Consider the following 15,466-nt stretch of genomic DNA (forward strand, 5'->3'; position numbering starts at 1 on the left):
TGCGCCGTTGTTCGCCACGGGCAGGACGAGCGTCCGGGCGAGCACCCGGACGAGGGCCCACGTGAGTCAACGTCGGGGTCCGGCCACCGGTTCCCGCCACCGAGCGCGACCTCGTGACGCTCCCCCTAGGGTTGACCCCCATGAGCGAGCGACCGACGGTCCACCCGGCGCCCGCCTGGGGGTTCAAGGCCGACGCCGAGTACCTCGCGGGCAACGAGCTGCTGCCCGTCCGCACGCTGCCCGACGGGCTGGTCGAGGTGTGCGCCGTGCCGCTGCGCCGACCGCGGCTCGCGCTCGGGGACGTCCTGCGCCCGGTCGAGAACGGCTACGAGGTGTGGTCGCGCTCCGGGCACGGGACGGTCCTGGTCTGGCTCGGCAGCTCCTACCTCCCGCGCACCGAGCTCGTCGAGGAGCTCGTCGGGCTCGGGGCGGTCGTCGAGCGCGAGGGGGAGAACCTGCTCGCGCTCGACGTCGCGCCGTCCGTCGCCGCCGGTGTCATGGGCCGCCTGGCCGAGCTGGCGGAGGACGGGCTGCTCGAGCTGGACACCCGGCAGCCGCCCGTCGTCGCCCCGGACCCCGCCGACGCGGCCGCGCTCGGCGCCGGCATCCGCGCGCTGGCCGATGCCCACGCCGAGGAGCTGGGCGAGGGGCACGAGCGCGTCGTCGTCCAGGTGGGGCGCGGCGAGCTCGCCCTCGCGCTGGAGAACCTGCTGCCGACCCTGGTCGAGCGCAGCATCCCCCTCAGCACCGACGAGCACGCCCGCACGATGGACCTGTGGGGCCGGGCGGGGCTGCCGACCGACCTCATGGCGTCCTACGGCATCCGCGTCGACACGGCCCCGCCGGGCTGGCCGGCGAGCGTGCTCGCCTACCTCACGACGACGCTCGCCGACGCGACCGACCCGGTCGTCCAGTGGCCGGGCCTCGGGCGGCTCCCGCTCGACGTCGCCCGAACGGTGTCGGACTCGCAGAGCTTCACGATCGGCGCGCCGCGCGGCACCCGCCTGCTCGTCGTCGGGCCGGCCCGCGTCGAGAGCGTCGGCCCGTACCTCGTGCTCACCGGCTTCAGCTACGCCGAGGCCACCTATGAGGAGCTGCCGCTGCACCGTCGCGGTCGGGTCGTGACGACCGGGCCGCTCGTGCTCGCGCCGGCGGCCGAGCCCGACTACCGCGAGGGCGGGTCCGCGAGCGCGACGGCCAAGCTGTCCGAGCGCACCCAGCGGCTGCACGACCTCCTCGCGGCGCCCGGGGGCGTGCGCCGCCTCACGGTCCGCCGCCGGTGGCACGAGCTGTTCCTCGGCGTGCTGCTCGGCATCGCGATGCTGGCGATCGGCCTCGGGACCATCGAGGAGTACCCGCCGTTCGCCACCACCGTCCTGCTCGTCGGCGGGCTCGCGGCGATGATCGTCCCCGGCGCCGTCAACCGGTTCCGCCGCGCCAGCGCCGGTCGCCGGTTCGCGAGCGACGGCTGGCTCGCCTCGCCGACCGGGCTCGACGTCGCCGACCAGCAGCAGCCGTCGTCGGGGGCGATCGCCATCCTGCTGCCCGAGGACATGCCGCGCGACCAGCGGCAGACGGTCGCGGACGCGATCAACGCCGTCGCCGCCCGTCCCGACACGGTCGCCGCGACGGTCCGGACGGTGCAGTGGTACGTGACGCGGGGCATCTCGGCCCGCACGTTCGACGCGTCGCTGCCGTCCCGCGTCGTGCTCACGTGCCTGCGCAAGCACCACCTCGGCGTCCGCGCGTACGCGATCGTGCCGCGGCGCCGCGGCAGCGTCGTCGACGTCCTCGCGGTCCGCGAGGGCGCCCTGCGCGCAGTCGGGTTCTCGGCACCCGAGTCCTAGGGCGGGCCGCCCCGGGAGAGCCGGACGCCGCGGGGGCGACCGGCGTCAGCCGCCGTAGACGTGCGGCGCGAGGACGGCGACGTACGGGAGCTGCCGGTACCGCTCGGCGTAGTCGAGGCCGTAGCCGACGACGAACTCGTTCGGGATGTCGAAGCCGAGGTACTTCACGTCGACCTCGACCTTGACGGCCTCCGGCTTGCGCAGGAGCGTGGCGATCTCGATGCTCGCCGGACCGCGCGAGTAGAGGTTGTCGACCAGCCAGGACAGCGTGAGGCCGCTGTCGATGATGTCCTCGACGATGAGGACGTGCCGGTCCGTGATGTCGGCGTCGAGGTCCTTGAGGATCCGCACGACGCCGGAGGACTGCGTGCTCGCACCGTAGGAGGACACGGCCATCCAGTCCATCGACACGTCGAGCGTCAGCCGGCGCATGAGGTCGGACATGACGAACGCCGCGCCCTTGAGCACGCCGACGAGCAGCAGCTCCTTCCCGGCGTAGTCCTCGTCGATCCGCGCGGCCAGCTCACCGAGGCGGCTGCGGATCTCCTCCTCGCTCACCACGACGCGGACGAGGTCGCCGCCCACCTCGGGGTGACGCCAGGCGGCGGGGGACGTGGCTGACATGTCACTGGCCTGCGGCTCGTTGGTCACGCCCCAAGCGTGTCACAGGAGCCTGGCGCGGCACGACCCGCAGACGCGCGCCCTCGCCGGCGCCCGTGACCCGCTGGACGCGCAGGTCGCCCGGGACGTCGACGCCGCGCTGGCCGCGCCAGGCGGTCACGAGCCCGTCGACGCCGCCGACGTGCGCGAGCCCGAGGGCGCCGGCCGGCGCGCCCGCCGCCACGAGCCACGAGCGCAGCGCCCGCAGGCGCAGCGGGGCGGGGGCCGCCGCGAGGGCGGCGACGTCGAGGTCGTCGGCATCGAGGCCGCCGGGGCCACCCGACCCGGCGGGTGCTCCGGTTGGTGCTCGCCGGTGAGCGCCGGCGCGGGCGCTCGCGCGCGCACCGGCGAGGACGTCGGCGGCGAGCGCGTCCAGCAGGTCGGCGTCCCGCGCGAGCAGGTCGGCGGTGCGGGCCAGCGCCGGCACCGGGTCGGCGCCGAGGGCGTCGGCGAGCGCGGGCAGCACGCGGTGGCGGACGGCGGCCCGCGGCGGGTCCCCGCCGTCGGCGCGGCGCAGCGGACCGTCGGCGGCGTTGGTCGGGTCGTCCCACCACGCGATCCCCTGGGCGACGCAGGCCCGCCGCAGCTCGGCGCGCCGCAGCCCGAGCAGCGGACGGACGAGGACGCCGCGGGCGGCGGGCATGCCGGCCAGCGAGCGCGCACCGCTGCCCCGCGCGAGGCGCAGCAGCACGGTCTCGGCCTGGTCGTCGGCGGTGTGGGCGAGCAGCACGTGGACCGGCCGGCCCGGCGTCGCCAGCTCCGCCGCGACCGCCTCGATGGCCGCGTACCGGGCGGAGCGGGCCGCGCCCTCGGGTCCGCCGGCGACCTCGACGGCCACGCGCCGCACGACCACCGGGTCGAGGCCGAGGGCCCGGCAGCGCGCCGCCGCCTCCTGCGCGACGCCGGCCGAGCCGTCCTGGAGGCCGTGGTCGACGACGACCGCGCCGGCCGGGGTCCCGCCGTCCCGCGTCTCGAAGGCGAGCGCGGCGGCCAGCGCGAGCGAGTCCGGGCCGCCCGAGCAGGCGACGAGCGCGAGACCGTCGCGGTGGGCGGGGGCGGCGTCGAGCCAGGCGCGGACGGCCGAGCGCGTGCGGGCGACGTCGGGGTCGAGGCGGGGCATCGCTCGGGTCAGTCGGCCCCGACGACGCGGGCGACCCACGCGGCCGGGTCCGCGATCTCCTCGGGGCGCGGCAGGTGCTCCGGCCGCTCCCAGACGTGGTTGAGCCCCGGGTGGCCCACGGCGTCGACCACCCCGCGGACGAACGCGGCGCCGTCGCGGTACTGCGCGAGCTTCGCGTCCATGCCGAGGACGCGGCGCAGGAGCACGGTGGACAGGGTGCGGTCGTCGCGGCGCTTCTCGAAGCTTGCGCGGATCTGCCGGACGGACGGGATCGCCCGCGGGCCGACGGCGTCCATGACGACGTCCGCGTGCCCCTCGAGCAGCGACATGATGGCGACGGCGCGCTCCAGCTCGGCCCGCTGCTCCGGCGGCAGGACGGCCTCGAGGAGACCCGGGAGCGAGCCCGGGCGGGTGAGCGAGCCGAGCACGCGCTGGAGCACGCTCTCCGGCTCGGTCGCGGGCTCGTCGACGCCCGCGGTCCCGGCGTCGACGACGGTCGCCTCGTCCGCGTCCTCGCCCGGCCGGCCGATCTGCGAGCGCAGCACCGAGGTGAGCGTGCCGCGCAGGTGGTCGGCGAGCCAGGGGGCGGCCGCGAACTGGACCGCGTGGGTCTGCTCGTGCAGGCAGACCCAGAGGTGGAAGTCCTCGGCGTCGGCGTCCATCTGGCGCTGGATCCCGAGGACGTTCGGGGCCACGAGCAGGAGGCGGCCCGGCGGCGTGCCGGGTCCGGACGCCGGCGCGTACGGGTCGAACTGGCCGAGGATGCGCGTGCTCAGCAGGGCGAGCGCCCAGCCGAGCTGCTCGCCGGCCACCCGGGCTGCGCCGGGGATCCGCGGCTCGGGCAGGTCGTCACCGGCCATCGCGCGGAACGTGCCGGTCGCGGCCTCGGCCCAGCGGGGGCGGTCGACGACGAGGACGGTGCCGTCGGCGGCCGTCGCGGCGGCGTCGTCCAGACCGGTCACCTCGGCGACGTAGGAGGGGGCGTCGACGGCGGCGGACCGCAGCGACGCGACGAGCGCGCGCAGCCCCGTCGCATCCACCGGTGGGCCGGCCTTGGCCAGGCCGCCGGCGCGACGAACGGCGAGGTCCCAGTCGACGGCGTCCTTCATCGGCCCAGCCTACGACCGACCACCGACACGACCGACCGGCACCCGGCCCCTGCGCCCGGCAGCTACCGACAGCCGCAGGCGAGCAGCGAGTTCACCCACTCGTCGATGCGCAGGCGCGCGCCGTAGGACCCCGCGTATGGGATCCCGTCGGCCATCGCGGCGAACGCGAGCAGCCGGCCGTCGGCGGTCGGGGCGTAGCCGGCGAGCGAGACGACGCTGACGAGCGTCCCCGTCTTCGCCCGGACGACCCCCGGCTCGAGCCAGCGGTCGGCGAGCGTGCCGTCGAGGCCCGAGACGGGCAGCGCGACGGAGAGCCGGCTCAGCGCCGGGTCGGTCGCGGCCCTGCGCAGCACGTCGACGAGGAGCCGCGGCGAGATGCGGTTCTCCGTCGAGAGGCCGGAGGTGTCGCCGAGCGAGGTGCCGGAGACGTCGATGCCGAGGTTGGCGATCGTGTCGAGGACGGCGGCCGTGGCCCCGGCGAACGATGCCGGCTCGCCCCGCTCGATCGCGACGAGGCGTCCGAACACCTCGGTGAGCGTGTTGGAGGAGTCGGCGAGCGTGAGGTCGAGCAGCTCCCCGAGCGGAGCCGACTGCACGCTGGCGAGCGTCGCGGCGTCGTCGGGTGTCGTCCCCTTGACGACGTCGCGGACCTCGATGCCTCGCTCGCGCAGCGCGGCGGCGAACGTGCCGGCCGCGGTGCGCGCTGGGTTGAGGTCGCGTTGCACCTGCCCCTCGACGCGGCCGATCTCGATGCCGAGCGGCTGGATCGTCGTGACGTGCCCGCCGGAGAAGTCGATCGGCCCCCAGCCGGGCGCCTGCGCCTCCTCGGCGAACAGCGAGACGTCGTAGGCGAGCGTCACCGACGCGATGCCGCGCGTGGTCAGGGCGGCCGCGGTCCGCTCGGCGAGGTCGCCGAGGCCGGCCCGACCGACGACGGCGTCCGGGTCGCCGGTGCCGGCCGCGAGTGTCATGTCGCCGCCGCCGACCAGGTAGAGCTCGTCGGCTCCGGCGAGCGCGGCGGACGTCGCCAGCGTGTCGTCGAGGTCGAGCGTCGCGACGGCTGCTGCCCCGGTCAGCACCTTGGTCGTCGAGGCGGGCAGCCGCGGGACGCTGCCCTCGGCGTCCGCGAGCACCTCGCCCGTGAGGACGTCGACGACGAGGACGCCCGGCGGCGTCCCGATCTCCGTCGAGGTCAGCAGCGTCTGGAGCGCCGGGGTGAGGCCGTCGGCGGTCGGGACGGGGGCCGCCGGTTCCCACGCGGGGATGACGGAGGACGTCACGGCCGGCGGCGGGAGGCTCGGCGTCGGGAACGGGGTGGCCTCCTCCCACGGCGCGGCCGTGGTGAAGGGGCCGGGCACCAGCTCGTGCGCGTTGGCCGCGACGTACCCCGCCCCGAGGGCGCCGACGAGGACGACGCAGGAGGCGGTCACGACCGCCGTGCGCGCTGCGCCCATGGGTCCTCCTCGGTGTGGTCGCGGTGCCGCCGTTGTGTACCCGGGGGCCGGGTGCGTCAGACTGTCATCAACAGTAGTCACGCCAGCCTCGGCGCTGCGGCTCCCGGCCGCGGCGGGGCGCGAGCAGATGGGACGCACCGGTGAAGTTCGACGTCACGATCGAGATCCCCAAGGGACAGCGCAACAAGTACGAGGTGGACCACGAGTCCGGTCGCATCCGGCTGGACCGGATGCTCTTCACCGCGACGCGCTACCCCGACGACTACGGCTTCATCGAGGGCACGCTCGGCGAGGACGGCGACCCGCTCGACGCCCTCGTGCTGCTGGAGGAGCCGACGTTCCCCGGCTGCCTCATCGAGTGCCGCGCGCTCGGCATGTTCCGCATGCGCGACGAGATGGGCGGCGACGACAAGGTGGTCTGCGTGCCGGTCGGCGACCAGCGCGCGTCCTGGCGCGACGACATCGACGACGTCTCGGAGTTCCACCGCCTCGAGATCCAGCACTTCTTCGAGGTCTACAAGGACCTGGAGCCGGGCAAGTCGGTCGAGGGCGCCCACTGGGTCGGTCGCGAGGAGGCCGAGGCCGAGATCGTGCGCTCGTTCGAGCGGGCCAAGGCCGCCGGGCTCGAGGGGCACCACGGCTCGAAGGCCCCCGGCCACTGAGCAACCCTCCCGGACGAGGAACGGCCCCGGACGCGACGATCGAGTCGTCGCGTCCGGGGCCGTCTCGCTGTCGGCCGGCCGGCCGGTCAGCCGGCGTGCTTCTGCAGCAGCGCCCCGAGCCGCGGCAGCGCGCCCACCATGATCTTGGCGGCCTGCGGCTTGAACTTGTCGTACATCGCCCGGGCCTGGCCACCGGACGGGGCCGCCGCGTCGACGGCCGTCATGATCGCCTTCTCGGCCTCGGCCTGGTTCGCGACGAGGAACGCCCCGAAGTCGCCACCGCCGCCGGCCTGGAACCGCTCCCACAGGGGCTGGAGCGCGTCGCCGAGCGTGCCGACGTAGCCGCTCGCCACCCGGGAGACGATGTCGGGGTTCTTCTTCTTCGCGGCGGCGAAGGCCGTCTTGATGGCGATCCCGGTGAGGCCACCGAGCCCGGAGATCTCGGAGTCGATGAGCGTCGCGAGGTCGGCGACGACGGCGGGCTTGGTCTCGGGCGCGGTCAGCGCCTCACGCAGCGTGGTCATTCCCCCAGGCTAAGCGAGCGCGACCCGGAGCGACGTGCGCTCCTCCGGCGCCCCACCGCCCGCCCCCGAGGGCGCCGCCGGTGAGGGCTAGAGGACGCGGCCGTAGCCGATGATGTTGGTGTTCCAGATCTTCACGTGCTCGACGGTCTTGCCGGGGCTCGGCGCGTGCACGCGCATCCCGCTGCCCGTGTAGATCGCGACGTGGTAGATCCCGCTCGCCGAGCCGTTGCTCGAGTAGAAGATGAGGTCGCCCGGCTGCAGGTCGGCCTCGCTCACGCGCGTGGTCGCCCACCACTGGTCGCGCGAGGTGCGCGGGATCGAGACGCCGAGCTGCTTGAGCGACCACTGGACGAGCCCGGAGCAGTCGTAGCTGTTCGGACCGGCCGCACCGAGCACGTACGGCTTGCCGACCTGCGACAGCGCCATGTCGACGAACGCCTGGCCGGTCCGGCTGGGCGCGGGGGGCGCGGGCGGCGGCGTCGGCTTGGGGGCCGGCGGCTGGGTCTGCGTCGGCGTGGGGGTCGGCTGGGGCGCCGCGGTCTTCGTCGGCTGCGGCGCGGGCGCCGGGTCCGAGGTGGGGGCCGGGGCCGGGTTCGAGCCACCCGAGCTGCTGCCGCCGCCCTCCGACGTCGTTCCACCGTCGTTGCCGGAGCCGGAGCCGTTCGAGCTCCCGCCGGTCGAGCCCTGGGCGCTGCCGGCGCGCGACGCCTCGTCCTGGCGCGCCTGCTCCTGCGCTGCGGCCTCGGCCTGGCGGCGCTGCTCGAGCAGGCCCTCCTGGTAGCGACGCTCGACGTCGACGCTGTGCTGGCGCAGCGCCGCGAGCTCGACCACGGCGCTCGACATGAGCGAGTCCAGCGCGGACTGGGCGTCGAGCGCCTCGGCGACCGCCGCGTCGGCGGCCGTCGCCGCCTCGTCGGCCCGGGCGAGGCGCTGGTCGAGCACGGTCTTCGTGCGGTCGGCCTCGGCCGACGCGCGGTCCGCGCGCCGCTGGGCGGCGTCGGAGTCGGCGACCACGTCGTCGACCTGGACGGAGGCGATCTCATAGGCGGCGGTGCGCCGCAGCACGTCCTCGAAGCCGTCCGCGCCGACCCACACCTGGGTCGCGGCGAGCGAGCCGCCGGAGTGGTACATGTCCAGCGCCATCGCGGCGAAGTCGTCCAGCGCCGCCTCGAGCTCGGCGTCGGCCTCGGCCTTCTCCGACGCGGCCGCGTCGTAGTCCGCCTGCGCGGCGTCCGCCTCGACCTGGGCCGTGTTGTAGGCCTCGGCCGCGATCGACGCCTCCATCTCGGCCGCCGCGACGCGGGCGTCCGCGTCCGCGAGCTGACCCTCGATCGCCGCGACGCGACCCTCCTGGGAGGAGACCGCGGCGCTCGCCGCGTCACGCTCCGACTGCGACGGCATCCCCGGGACGGCCACCGCGCTCATGGCGAGGGGGGCGACGAGCGCCCCCGTCGCGATGACGACTCCGGTGAGCCGGAGCGCGCGGCGGCGCGGGCTGGCTGGCTGTGCCATGGATGCTCCCGTCGAGGCTGGTCGCCGCCTCCGGCGGCCGGTCAGGACCGCCGCGAGCGGCCCATCTGCCTTCGACTCTAGCGTGAAGGTTGAGAGTCGGAAAGCCCGTCTTGTCAACGCGACACGCCCAGTATCACCCGAGGAAAAATTACACGCGTGTAGTTTTCGGCCTCTCGGAGGCCCTCATCTCAGCCCGCGAGACACCGTCGTCCCACGCGGCCCCCCGACCCCGCCGTCGTCTACCGTCCCGATGAGTCCCGACGGACGGACGTCCACGGAATCCCCGGCGACACGGTCGACGGGCCCAGGCAACGAGGCAACAGAAGGAACGATCGATGAGCGCGGACTGGAAGTTCGAGACCCAGCAGATCCACGCCGGCCAGGTGCCGGACCCGACCACCGGCGCACGCGCGCTGCCGATCTACCAGACCACCTCGTTCGTGTTCGAGTCGGCGGAGCAGGCGGCCAACCGGTTCGCGCTCGCCGAGCTCGGCCCGATCTACACGCGCATCACGAACCCGACGCAGGAGGCCGTCGAGAACCGCATCGCGGCGCTGGAGGGCGGCGTCGGCGCGCTCCTGCTCTCCTCGGGCCAGTCCGCCGAGCTGCTCGCGATCCTCAACATCGCCGAGGCCGGTGACCACGTCGTCGCGAGCCCGTCGCTCTACGGCGGCACCTACAACCTGCTGCGCTACTCGCTGCCGAAGTTCGGCATCGAGACCACGTTCGTCGACGACCCGCACGACCTCGAGCAGTGGCGCGCCGCCGCCCGCGAGAACACCAAGCTGTTCTTCGGCGAGACCATCCCCAACCCGAAGAACGACGTGCTCGACATCGAGGGCGTCGCCCGCGTCGCGCACGAGGTCGGCGTCCCGCTCGTCGTCGACAACACCATCGGCACGCCGTACCTCGTGAACCCGCTCGCGTGGGGCGCCGACGTCGTCGTCCACTCCGCGACGAAGTACCTCGGCGGGCACGGCACCTCGATCGCCGGCGTCATCGTCGACGGCGGCTCGTTCGACTACGCGCAGCACCCCGACCGGTTCCCCGGCTTCAACACGCCCGACGCGTCCTACAACGGCCTCGTCTACGCCCGCGACCTCGGCGTCGGCGGCGCGTTCGGCGTCAACCTCTCCTACATCCTCAAGGCGCGCGTCCAGCTCCTGCGCGACCTCGGCACGGCCGTGAGCCCGTTCAACGCGTTCCTCATCGCGCAGGGGATCGAGACGCTCTCGCTGCGCGTGGAGCGGCACGTCGAGAACGCGACCCGGGTCGCGACGTGGCTCGAGGGCCGGGACGACGTCCTGTCCGTCAGCTACTCCGGGCTCGAGTCCTCGCCGTGGCACGCCAACCAGCTCAAGTACGCCCCCAAGGGCGGCGGCGCGGTCCTCGCGTTCGAGATCGACGGCGGGGCCGAGGCCGGCAAGGCGTTCGTCTCCGCGCTCGAGCTGCACTCGAACGTCGCGAACATCGGCGACGTCCGCTCGCTCGTCATCCACCCGGCCTCGACGACGCACAGCCAGCTCTCGCCCGAGGCGCAGGTCGCCGCCGGCGTCGCGCCCGGTCTCGTGCGCCTGGCCGTCGGCCTCGAGCACATCGACGACATCCTCGCCGACCTCGAGAAGGGCTTCGCGGCCGTCGCGGCGCTGCCCACCGGCACCGACGTCTCCCAGGCCGCGGCCGCCGCCGGGGCCTGAGGACCGATCGCGACGCGGTCGTGCCGGGCCCGCTCGACGCGGGCCCGGCACGACCCGACGCACGACCCACACGCGCCGGGCCGGCGTCCGACGGCCCGGCGCGACGACGACCGAGGACCGCGGGCGGAGGTGCGCGATGGAGGCGATGGACGGGCCGGGCTATCGTGCCGACCGCGCGAACCCGTACGATTCCGGGGTGAGTGAGCCCCCCGCGCGCCGCCGGCGCCCCGATGCGCGAGCCCTCGCGCCCTCGGCGCGGGGCCAGGTGCGCACGCCCGACGACTCACCGCTGCCCGCCTCCGCCGCCTGGCGCCCGGGCGACCCGGTGGGGTCGCGGAGGTTCGTCGAGGTCGGGACGCTCGACCTCGAGGCCGGCGGTGAGCTGACCGGCGCGACGCTCGCCTACGAGACGTGGGGCACGCTCAACGCCGAGCGGGACAACGCGGTGCTCGTGCTGCACGCCCTCACCGGCGACTCGCACGTCATCGGTCCCGTCGGCGACGGCCACCCGACCCCGGGCTGGTGGGAGGCCATGGTCGGCCCCGGCCGGCCGATCGACACCAACCGGTACTTCGTCGTGGCGCCCAACGTCCTCGGCGGGTGCCAGGGGTCGACCGGGCCGGCGTCACCCGCGTCCGACGGCGAGGCCTGGGGCTCGCGCTTCCCCGCGCTCACCGTGCGTGACATGGTCGCGGCCGAGCTGCGGCTGGCCGACGCGCTCGGCGTCCAGGAGTGGGCGCTCGTCATCGGCGCGTCGATGGGCGGGCACCGCGTGCTCGAGTGGGCCGCGTCCTACCCCGAGCGCGTCCGCGCGATCGCGGCGATCGCGACCGCGGCGCAGACCACCGGCGACCAGATCGCCTGGGCGCACGCCCAGCTCGGCGCGATCCGGTCCGACCCGCTCTACAACGGCGGCGACTACTACGACGCGGCTGACGGCTGCGGTCCGACCGCCGGCCTCGCGCTGGCCCGGCAGATCGCGCACACCACCTACCGCAGCGCGCGCGAGCTCGACACCCGGTTCGGCCGCATCCCGCAGCGCGCGGAGAACCCGCTCGACGGGTCCGGGCGGTTCGCCGTCCAGTCCTACCTCGACCACCACGGCGCGAAGCTGGCCCGGCGGTTCGACGCGGGCTCCTACGTCGTGCTGACGCAGTCGATGATCACGCACGACCTCGGCCGCGACCGCGGCGGCGTCGAGGCGGCACTCGCGGGCGTGACGGCGCGAGCGCTCGTCGTCGCCGTCGACTCCGACCGGCTGTTCCTGCCCGCGCACTCGGCCCGGATCGCCCGCGGCATCCCGAACGCCGACCTGCACGTCATGCACTCCGACCACGGGCACGACGGCTTCCTCATCGAGTTCGACACGCTCGGGCCGATCGTCGCGGCGTTCCTCGGCGAGGTCGCGCCCGTCGTGCGGCAGCCCGGCTCCTGACGTCCGGCCGCCCCCGGCCAGCCCCGGCCAGCGGACGCCTCGGCGACACGTCCCGGCGTCCGGTGCACCTAGGCTCGGCACATGGTTGACGCCGACGTGACCTCCACCGTGACCGCAGCACGCCTCGACCTGGACCTGCACGAGCAGTGGGACGCGCTCATCGACTGGCTCCGCTCCCTCGACGACGACGCCCTGGCCGCGCCGACGCCGCTGCCCCGCTGGTCGGTCCGCGACCTCGTGGCCCACCTGGCGCTCGTCATGCGCGTGCTCGCCCGGGCCGAGGCCGCCGATCCCGATGTCTCTGGCGAGTCGGGTGAGCACGGCGAGTCGGGCGAGTCGGGCGCACCGAGCGCGGCCGGCGACGTCCCCCGCACTCTCACCTTCGCCGACTACCTCGCGAGCTACGCCGGCACGTCGTCCGACATCCGCGAGCGCGCCATCGAGCTCGCCGAGCACCGCGACCCGATCGGCTCGGCCGAGAGCTCCGGCCAGGCCGCGCTGCTCACGCTGCGCGAGCTGCGCGACGAGGGCGTCCGACTCGTCCGGGTCCACCGCGGCGTCGTGGCGCTCGACACGCTCGTGCTCACCCGGCTGGTCGAGCTGGTCGTGCACGCCGACGACCTGGCCCGGTCGGCGGCCATCCCCTCGCCCGTCGACCCGACGGCCCGGACGATCGTCGCCACGGCGCTGCTGTCGGTGCTGCGGTCCCGGACCGGCTACGACCTCCAGGTCGGCGACGAGGTCACCTGGCTCCGGCTCGCCACCGGACGCCTGCCGTGGAGCGGGCGGGGTCGCGCCCTGCGGCCGGGCACCCTCGCCGAGGGTCTGCCGGACCTCAGCCAGGCGCTCCCCCTCGTCCGGTAGTCGCCACCCGCCCGCGACGCACGCCGGTTCCCGCGTCGCGCACGCGGGTCAGCGTGGCGTCGCGTGGAGCCAGACGATGCCGTGCGCCGGGAGGCTCACGCCACCGCGCAGATCGAGGTCGACGCCGCCGACGAGCTCGTGCGCCACGCGGTCGAACCCGGCGAACCGCTCGGCCGGGACGTGCACGGCGTCGTCGCCGACGTTCGCGAGCACGACGACCCGGGGCAGGTCGTCCGTCCACCCCGGCCGCTGGAACGCGACGACGCTGCGCAGCCCCGTGTGGAACGGCCACAGCCGGCCGCCGCCGAGCTCGGGCGTCCGCCGCCGCACGGTGAGGAGCCGGGTCAGCGCGGCGAACACCGCGCCCGACGGCGTCGCCGTGTCCTCGCGCGCCGCGTAGGACTGCTCCGGGTAGAACGGCCGGTGCACCCAGCGGGAGTCGTCCGCCTCCTCGGGCCGGGACACGTAGGTCGGGTCGTTGGGCTGCGCCACCTCGTCCCCGAGGTAGAGCAGCGGGACGCCACCCGTGGAGAGCGCGAGGGAGTACGCGAGCACGGCCCGGTCGACGCCGCCGGGATCGCCGGCCTCGATCCCGGTCAGCGCCGCCGTCGTGCCGGTGATCCGGCAGTCGCCGGTGCGCGGGTTGTCCTGGAACGGGACACCGCGCGCGAACGAGCCGGGCTCGCGGCCCACGAAGAACCGGTTGAGGAAGCGACGGTGCTCGAACCCGTCGATGCCGAGCTCCGCCGCGTCCTCGTCGGCGAACGTCCAGCCGATGTCGTCGTGCGAGCGGACGTAGTTGACCCACGCCGTCCCCTCCGGCAGCCCGTGCCGCCGCTCGAGGGCCTGGTTGAGCAGCGACGCGTCCCGGGTCGCGAGGGCCTCCCAGGTGAGCGCCATCTGGAGCGGGTTGTAGGAGAGCTGGCACTCGTCGACCGAGACGTAGCTGACCACCTCGTCGGGGTGGACGATCGCCTCGGACTTGAGCACGACGCCGGGCGTCGCGATGGCCAGCAGCGCGTTGAACGCCTGGAGCAGGAGGTGGACCTGCGGCAGGGACTCGCACGGCGTGCCGAGCTGCTTCCAGATGAACGCGACCGCGTCCATCCGGAGGATCTCGACGCCCTGGTTCGCGAGGAACGTCATCTCCCCCGCCATGGCGCGGAAGACCTCGGGGTTGGCGTAGTTGAGGTCCCACTGGAAGTGGTAGAACGTCGCCCAGATCCACCGGCCGTCCGGGAGCTGGACGAACGAGCCCGGGTGGTCGTCGGGGAAGATCTCGCGCGTCGTGCGCTCGTACGCGTCCGGCATCGTGCGGTCGGGGAAGATGAGGTAGAAGTCCTCGTAGGCGACGCCGTCGACCACCTCGCCCGCGACCGCGCGCCGGGCCCACTCGTGCTCGTTGCTCGTGTGGTTGAAGATGAAGTCCAGCTCGAGCGAGATGCCGGCGTCGCGCAGCTCGCGGGCCAGCGACGCCAGCTCCGGCATGGTCCCGAGCGCCGGGTCGACGTCCCGGTAGGACGACACGGCGTAGCCGCCGTCGTCGTTCCCCTCGGGCGAGGCGAACAGCGGCATGAGGTGCAGGACGGTGAGGCCGAGCTCGCGGAAGTACGGGATCCGGCGCCGGATGCCGTCGAGCGAGCCGGCGTACCGGTCGACGTAGCAGACCCCCGCGAGCATCCGGTTGCTCTGGAACCAGGCGGGCTGGGCGGTCCGCGCGCGGTCCAGGGCCTTGAGCGCCTCGGGACGCTCGCGCCACGTCGTCACCGCGAGGTCGACGACGGCGGCCAGCGACGCCAGCGAGTCGGCCCGCTCGCCGTACAGCTCGCGGAACAGGCCGTGCAGGCGCGGGAAGTGCTCGGCGAACCGGGCGCCCAGCTCGGCGTCGTACCGCTCGTCCCCCGGCCGGAGCTCGGGCACGGCGGCCCGGATGACGTCGGCGTCCACGAGGACGGAGCGCGAGAGCTGCCGGCGCGGGACGGCGACGCCGCGCGATGAGGGCTCGGGCATGGGCGGCCTTCCGGTGGGGGCTCCGGGCGGAGGAGTCGCGCCGATCGTATCCGCCGCGCCCTGCACTCCGACATCGGGGTGGACCCGGTCGCGATTCACGACGCGGTCCACCCCGGTGTCGGAGCCGATCGGGGGCGGGTCAGCCGCCGAGCAGGAGGGACAGCCCGAGGACGGCGCACACCGGCCGGTACCAGCGCCGGTCGAGCTCGCGGAACCGCTCGGCCGGCTCCGGGAGGCGCAGCAGCCGGCACGCCACCACCCCGCCGGCGGCGGCGCGGCCCAGCAGGCCGGCAGCCGCCGCGACCCGGACGACCCGGATCGCGCGTCCCGCGCGACCGCCGTCGAACGGACCGGAGGACGCGAGGGCCGCACCACCGAGCAGGACCGCGACGGCTAGCGACGCGGTCCGCGGCGGCATCCCGATGTCGCCGGACCCGGTGACGAGCTCGGCGAGCTCGCGGTCGTCCGCCGCCGGCCAGCTCGACCCCGCGGCCCACGCGGCGTGGAGCGCCGCCGCCCCGCTCAGCCCCGCCGTGGCAAGGACCCGAGCCAGCGCCTTCGTCGTCGTCATT

12 protein-coding genes and 1 pseudogene are annotated in these 15,466 nt (G+C 75.0%); 5 read left to right on the forward strand and 8 right to left on the reverse strand.

Annotated features, from left to right (window positions below; translation table 11 throughout):
* Positions 1 to 140: 140 nt before the first annotated feature.
* A complete protein-coding gene (locus EDD28_RS03645) occupies positions 141 to 1,847 on the forward strand; it encodes a DUF4265 domain-containing protein (RefSeq protein ID WP_123738379.1) in 1,707 nt (568 codons plus the stop codon).
* A gap of 45 nt (positions 1,848 to 1,892) precedes the next feature.
* Here EDD28_RS03645 and hpt read toward each other — a convergent pair whose 3' ends face one another.
* The 4 genes from hpt to dacB form a co-directional block, all read right to left on the reverse strand.
* Positions 1,893 to 2,471, reverse strand: a complete 579-nt coding sequence (gene hpt / locus EDD28_RS03650) for a hypoxanthine phosphoribosyltransferase (RefSeq protein WP_123738380.1) — start codon at positions 2,469 to 2,471, stop codon at positions 1,893 to 1,895.
* 1 nt (position 2,472) lies between these two features.
* On the reverse strand, positions 2,473 to 3,627 hold the full coding sequence (gene tilS / locus EDD28_RS03655) for a tRNA lysidine(34) synthetase TilS (RefSeq protein WP_123738381.1): 1,155 nt from the start codon (positions 3,625 to 3,627) through the stop codon (positions 2,473 to 2,475).
* A gap of 8 nt (positions 3,628 to 3,635) precedes the next feature.
* Entirely contained in the window at positions 3,636 to 4,736 is a 1,101-nt protein-coding gene (locus EDD28_RS03660) for a zinc-dependent metalloprotease (RefSeq protein ID WP_123738382.1), read from the reverse strand.
* A gap of 62 nt (positions 4,737 to 4,798) precedes the next feature.
* Entirely contained in the window at positions 4,799 to 6,190 is a 1,392-nt protein-coding gene (gene dacB, locus EDD28_RS03665; RefSeq protein WP_123738383.1) for a D-alanyl-D-alanine carboxypeptidase/D-alanyl-D-alanine endopeptidase, read from the reverse strand.
* Positions 6,191 to 6,330: 140 nt separating this feature from the next.
* Here dacB and EDD28_RS03670 point away from each other — a divergent pair, with 140 nt between their 5' ends.
* Positions 6,331 to 6,852 carry an inorganic diphosphatase gene (locus EDD28_RS03670; protein ID WP_123738384.1) on the forward strand — a complete coding sequence of 174 codons (522 nt, stop codon included), beginning with the start codon at positions 6,331 to 6,333 and terminating at the stop codon, positions 6,850 to 6,852.
* An 86-nt stretch (positions 6,853 to 6,938) separates the two neighbouring features.
* Here EDD28_RS03670 and EDD28_RS03675 read toward each other — a convergent pair whose 3' ends face one another.
* Together EDD28_RS03675 and EDD28_RS03680 are read right to left on the reverse strand one after the other, a co-directional pair.
* On the reverse strand, positions 6,939 to 7,376 hold the full coding sequence (locus EDD28_RS03675; protein ID WP_123738385.1) for a DUF6918 family protein: 438 nt from the start codon (positions 7,374 to 7,376) through the stop codon (positions 6,939 to 6,941).
* An 87-nt stretch (positions 7,377 to 7,463) separates the two neighbouring features.
* Positions 7,464 to 8,888 (reverse strand): C40 family peptidase, encoded by a 1,425-nt coding sequence (locus EDD28_RS03680; protein WP_123738386.1) that lies wholly within the window; start codon positions 8,886 to 8,888, stop codon positions 7,464 to 7,466.
* A 323-nt stretch (positions 8,889 to 9,211) separates the two neighbouring features.
* Between EDD28_RS03680 and EDD28_RS03685 the strand changes: the two are divergent.
* The 3 genes and pseudogenes from EDD28_RS03685 to EDD28_RS03695 form a co-directional block, all read left to right on the forward strand.
* Positions 9,212 to 10,585 (forward strand): annotated as a pseudogene (locus EDD28_RS03685) (bifunctional o-acetylhomoserine/o-acetylserine sulfhydrylase); the annotation flags it as partial.
* Positions 10,586 to 10,781: 196 nt separating this feature from the next.
* The gene (gene metX, locus EDD28_RS03690) at positions 10,782 to 12,020 is read left to right on the forward strand and encodes a homoserine O-acetyltransferase MetX (protein WP_425469961.1); all 1,239 of its coding nucleotides are present in this window, start codon (positions 10,782 to 10,784) and stop codon (positions 12,018 to 12,020) included.
* An 81-nt stretch (positions 12,021 to 12,101) separates the two neighbouring features.
* Positions 12,102 to 12,884 carry a maleylpyruvate isomerase family mycothiol-dependent enzyme gene (locus EDD28_RS03695; protein ID WP_123738388.1) on the forward strand — a complete coding sequence of 261 codons (783 nt, stop codon included), beginning with the start codon at positions 12,102 to 12,104 and terminating at the stop codon, positions 12,882 to 12,884.
* Between the two features lie 48 nt (positions 12,885 to 12,932).
* Here EDD28_RS03695 and EDD28_RS03700 read toward each other — a convergent pair whose 3' ends face one another.
* Both EDD28_RS03700 and EDD28_RS03705 read right to left on the reverse strand, forming a co-directional pair.
* Positions 12,933 to 14,894, reverse strand: a complete 1,962-nt coding sequence (locus EDD28_RS03700; RefSeq protein ID WP_123738389.1) for an alpha-amylase family protein — start codon at positions 14,892 to 14,894, stop codon at positions 12,933 to 12,935.
* A 139-nt stretch (positions 14,895 to 15,033) separates the two neighbouring features.
* On the reverse strand, positions 15,034 to 15,465 hold the full coding sequence (locus EDD28_RS03705) for a DUF3995 domain-containing protein (RefSeq protein ID WP_123738390.1): 432 nt from the start codon (positions 15,463 to 15,465) through the stop codon (positions 15,034 to 15,036).
* Position 15,466 lies beyond the last annotated feature (1 nt).

The sequence above is a fragment of the Salana multivorans genome, from assembly GCF_003751805.1.
Taxonomy (GTDB): Bacteria; Actinomycetota; Actinomycetes; order Actinomycetales; family Beutenbergiaceae; genus Salana; species Salana multivorans.

Excerpts from the sequence above, each read along its gene's own strand:
- EDD28_RS03645 (WP_123738379.1), top strand. The coding sequence starts at position 141 with ATGAGCGAGCGACCGACGGTCCACCCGGCGCCCGCCTGGGGGTTCAAG.
- hpt (WP_123738380.1), bottom strand. The coding sequence starts at position 2,471 with ATGTCAGCCACGTCCCCCGCCGCCTGGCGTCACCCCGAGGTGGGCGGC.
- tilS (WP_123738381.1), bottom strand. The coding sequence starts at position 3,627 with ATGCCCCGCCTCGACCCCGACGTCGCCCGCACGCGCTCGGCCGTCCGC.
- EDD28_RS03660 (WP_123738382.1), bottom strand. The coding sequence starts at position 4,736 with ATGAAGGACGCCGTCGACTGGGACCTCGCCGTTCGTCGCGCCGGCGGC.
- dacB (WP_123738383.1), bottom strand. The coding sequence starts at position 6,190 with ATGGGCGCAGCGCGCACGGCGGTCGTGACCGCCTCCTGCGTCGTCCTC.
- EDD28_RS03675 (WP_123738385.1), bottom strand. The coding sequence starts at position 7,376 with ATGACCACGCTGCGTGAGGCGCTGACCGCGCCCGAGACCAAGCCCGCC.
- EDD28_RS03680 (WP_123738386.1), bottom strand. The coding sequence starts at position 8,888 with ATGGCACAGCCAGCCAGCCCGCGCCGCCGCGCGCTCCGGCTCACCGGA.
- EDD28_RS03695 (WP_123738388.1), top strand. The coding sequence starts at position 12,102 with ATGGTTGACGCCGACGTGACCTCCACCGTGACCGCAGCACGCCTCGAC.
- EDD28_RS03700 (WP_123738389.1), bottom strand. The coding sequence starts at position 14,894 with ATGCCCGAGCCCTCATCGCGCGGCGTCGCCGTCCCGCGCCGGCAGCTC.
- EDD28_RS03705 (WP_123738390.1), bottom strand. The coding sequence starts at position 15,465 with ATGACGACGACGAAGGCGCTGGCTCGGGTCCTTGCCACGGCGGGGCTG.